The following is a 2785-nucleotide window of genomic DNA, read 5'->3' as shown; positions in this document are numbered from 1 at the left end:
ATCCGCCTTTAAAGCTAGTCCTAGGTTGAAGAATGCTCGTTCTTCCTATTCCTGTTATGTTTCCTTTGTTTCGTGTGACTGCAAATTGAACTGTTTGTTTGTGCATTGGTCTTTACCTCCTGAATTTGATTATTGTTGGTTTTGTGACTACCTGACCGCCCTCGGACGGTCAACGCTCACGGCTTAAAGTCCTGTTTATAGTCGCCGTGACGACTTTATACTTGTGCTTTTGCAAGTCTGACAGTAACACGCTCCATTGGGATGTCTCTAAGATATTTATGATAGGTTGCTTCCCCATCCTCTTCACCTGCAATGAATGCTTCCTTATCAAATGTAGGTCTTGTGAATGCCGTAAATAAAACTTCTAATCCAGCAACTGTAAGTATGTTCTTTTGCCGTTTCTTCATATAAGAAGATGTTTCACTTTTAAGTTGTTTAATCTCTTTATCTAAATCATCTATCTCTTTTTTCTTTTTAGCTTTCTTTTGCTCCAACTCGAAAATCTTTTCTGATACCGTTTGAAATTCTTTCATATTTGCACACATACTTTTCAATCTCCTTTTCCTGTTTGATTGGTAGCAACCTCTATATAACTTGCGTGTCTATTGGTTTCGCTTTCACTATTCCCTCACAGGTACGTTATATAGATTTATGGGTGTTGTCAGCCCGGTTGCTTGTGTCTGGTCTGTTTTGTTTGGTGCTTTGTTTGACCTCGTAAGACTATTGTACACTTAAATATACTTATTTTCTATTGACATAGTACACAAAAATATACTTATTTTCTTGCCAAAAGTATACAATAGTGTACGCTTCTTTTTTCATTGACTTCTCGAACACAATAGTGTACAATATCATTGAGGAGGTGTTTTTTATGGGAGAACGAGAGAAACAATATTCAGGAACAATCAGTTATAAAAAATTGTTTGAATTAATGGAACAAAAAAATATAAAAAAAAGAGATTTGAGAGAAAAATATAATATTTCTCCTACAATTGTTAATAGGCTAAACAATAATTCAAATGTCGCAATTGATACTATAATGTATTTATGCGAAATATTGAATTGTCAGCCAGGTGATATTGTAGAATATATTCACGATAAAACTTGAAATGAATTTATACATATGCTATATTATATATACAAAAGGGAAACCAAAGAAGCGGCTACCCTCAATGATTAAGCTAAACTTTTATAGTCCAGCCGTCACTACTGCGAATAGTGGCGGCTATTTTCGTTTATCCTTGAAAATCTTATAGCAAAGACCAACAAGGGCAACAATGAAAATTCCTGTCTGAATCAGATCGGAATATGTAATCATTGGCAACGCCCTCCTTTCTTTCGTCTGGAGGGTAAGCCCCTCCGAAAAAACAAGAGGGTAAGCCGCCTGGCTCTCTGGTTTCCCATGTAATAAATATACCATATTTTAATATCTATAACAATATAATTTACAAATAAGTACACTTTTATATACTTTCTCCAATTATTTATGTATATTTTTGTGTACTTTTACTATTGATAATTAAGTATACTATAGTGTACAATTATCTTATCAAATCAAACAACACCAACCCAAACAAAGTACCTTGATAATTGAATAGACTTTGCACTTCAGTTATGATATACTTGTACTGTAGCAATCAGCAACCATAGTCACAATATAGAAAGCAGGTGATTATATGCCGAGTGAAAAAGAATTAAATGTTAATCTTTTAGATAAGCTGGATTTACTTGAAAGATTAGAAATGGCAGATAATGAAGGCGGTTATGAAAAAATAAAACAGCAGCTTGCATTTGAAAAGAAATGTATTGAGCGGAAACTTTATCAAAACCCCCCACTTACAGAAACTAATTAAAACCAAACAGTAACCATTAAATTAAGAAGTGTAAAGTCTATTGAATTATCAAGGGCTTTACACTTTTTTATTTAGGAGGTTATGAGGTATGGCAGGATATTTCAAGAATGTGAATACGCTGGAAGAATTAAGAAGACAGTACAGGGATTTATTAAAAAGGTTTCACCCTGACAACCCACAAGGCAGCACACAAGCAACACAGGAAATCAATGCTGAATATGATCAGCTTTTCAGATTATTAAAGAATAGACACGAAAGCAAATCAGCGGACAACACCGAAAGCAACACAAAGACAGACTTTAATAATATGAAATATGACTTCACGGAAGACGAATTGTTAAGAGAGATGCTACAAAAAGTCATTCACTTTGATGGAATCACGTTAGAAATTATTGGTAACTGGTTGTGGATCAGCGGTAATACATACCAGTATAGAAAAAAACTGAAAGACCTTGGTTTTAAGTTTGCAGGTCAGAAAAAGTCTTGGTACTGGCATTCTGAAGCATTTCGCAAAAGAAGTCATAAAAAGTTAAGTATGGAAGATATTCGCAACTACTACGGCAGTACAGAAGTAGAGACAAACGGAACAAAGAGATTGAAACAAGCATTCGCATAAGCATGAACAAACGTAAAAAATGGGTGTAACCAATACACGGCTACACCCTGAATATAAAAAGAAAGGATGGTATGAATATTATGACGAATCAACAGATATTTGATATATTAGCAGATAATGAGGAGAAATTGTTTTATGCACTATGCCAAAATAAAGAAAACGAAGCACTAAAAGCAGCGCATGAAAGTAAGCGTCAAATAAGATAGTGGATAGAAAAATAACCACTACCCCTCTATACTGAAAGGGCAGTGGTCATCGGCACCGTTCCTGTACCATGGGATCCCATGGCAGATAGTCATCCAGATATTCCGGATTC

The 2785-nt window shown here is 34.9% G+C and carries 6 protein-coding genes; 4 read left to right on the top strand and 2 right to left on the bottom strand.

Going from position 1 to position 2785, the window contains the following annotated elements:
• Positions 1-215: 215 nt before the first annotated feature.
• Positions 216-545: a hypothetical protein gene (locus tag D5281_RS24500; protein WP_160562476.1), complete on the bottom strand. Its 330-nt coding sequence runs from the start codon at positions 543-545 to the stop codon at positions 216-218.
• Between the two features lie 326 nt (positions 546-871).
• On the opposite strand from D5281_RS24500, the gene D5281_RS24495 reads away from it, so the two are divergent.
• The gene (locus D5281_RS24495; RefSeq protein WP_160562475.1) at positions 872-1108 is read left to right on the top strand and encodes a helix-turn-helix domain-containing protein; all 237 of its coding nucleotides are present in this window, start codon (positions 872-874) and stop codon (positions 1106-1108) included.
• A 117-nt stretch (positions 1109-1225) separates the two neighbouring features.
• Here the strand turns inward: D5281_RS24495 and D5281_RS24490 are convergent, their stop codons facing one another.
• Positions 1226-1420 carry a putative holin-like toxin gene (locus D5281_RS24490; protein ID WP_160562474.1) on the bottom strand — a complete coding sequence of 65 codons (195 nt, stop codon included), beginning with the start codon at positions 1418-1420 and terminating at the stop codon, positions 1226-1228.
• Between the two features lie 256 nt (positions 1421-1676).
• On the opposite strand from D5281_RS24490, the gene D5281_RS26315 reads away from it, so the two are divergent.
• From D5281_RS26315 to D5281_RS26310, 3 genes are all read left to right on the top strand, one after another.
• Positions 1677-1853 (top strand): hypothetical protein, encoded by a 177-nt coding sequence (locus D5281_RS26315; protein ID WP_277935616.1) that lies wholly within the window; start codon positions 1677-1679, stop codon positions 1851-1853.
• An 88-nt stretch (positions 1854-1941) separates the two neighbouring features.
• On the top strand, positions 1942-2469 hold the full coding sequence (locus D5281_RS24485; protein WP_160562473.1) for a J domain-containing protein: 528 nt from the start codon (positions 1942-1944) through the stop codon (positions 2467-2469).
• 71 nt (positions 2470-2540) lie between these two features.
• Positions 2541-2675 carry a hypothetical protein gene (locus D5281_RS26310; RefSeq protein ID WP_277935615.1) on the top strand — a complete coding sequence of 45 codons (135 nt, stop codon included), beginning with the start codon at positions 2541-2543 and terminating at the stop codon, positions 2673-2675.
• Positions 2676-2785 lie beyond the last annotated feature (110 nt).

Origin of the sequence: Parablautia muri, assembly GCF_009917485.1 — a bacterium.
Taxonomy (GTDB): Bacteria; Bacillota; Clostridia; order Lachnospirales; family Lachnospiraceae; genus Suilimivivens; species Suilimivivens muri.
The sequence above is the reverse complement of the archived record's forward strand: the minus strand, read 5'-3'. Positions and strand labels throughout refer to the sequence as shown.